At 34.7% G+C, this 697-nt stretch carries 1 protein-coding gene; it reads right to left on the bottom strand.

The features are described from left to right. Positions 1–542 (bottom strand): EamA family transporter (locus tag AC1DUW_RS31495; protein ID WP_477644535.1); only part of this gene is annotated, 542 nt, incomplete at its 3' end. Positions 543–697: the final 155 nt, after the last annotated feature.

A 697-nucleotide genomic window follows, 5' to 3' on the forward strand; every position in this document is an offset into this window, starting at 1 on the left:
CGTGCATAGAGTGTGTAAAAAGCTAATGATAGTCCTGAAATAACTCCCCAAATAACAGCTGAATAGGGTACAGATAAATTATGAAACGATCCATTCGTTAATAATAAAAAAGTACCAAGGAGTGTCAAACTAATGGCCAAAAGGTCGGAACGAGTTAATTTTTGAATCCCTTTTACAATGAAATAAAAAATGATGAAAATCGGTGCTAAGTATTGTAGCAATGTAGCTACTGCAGCATTGCCGAGAGCGATGGAAGCCATGTAAGAATATTGAACAAGTAACATGCCGAAAAGACTAAAAATGATTAACCGATTCCGACTGGTCGTCTCCCTCCAAATTTGAAAAAGTTGCTTACGATTTCTGCTCACTAATTGGCTACTTAGCAAGAGAATCCCCCCGAATAAGAGTCGTGTTGTCACAAACCAATCCACATCGATATTACCGGATTGAAAAAGATGCTGCGCGACTGTCCCACCAACTCCCCAAAAACTAGCGCCAAAAATGACAAAGAAAATTCCTATTAAACGATTTTGTTTATTCATATAATCACCTATCAATATTAAGATATAATCAATATATAGAATATTAGTATGTATAAATAGCGAATTAATCTCTAAAAATATAAGAATATTGAGGTGATTAAGTGCAAATCTACAACATTTCTATTAATTCACAGTACCAAGAACTTGTACAATAC

The sequence above is a fragment of the Peribacillus sp. P4_C12 genome (genome assembly GCF_056402095.1).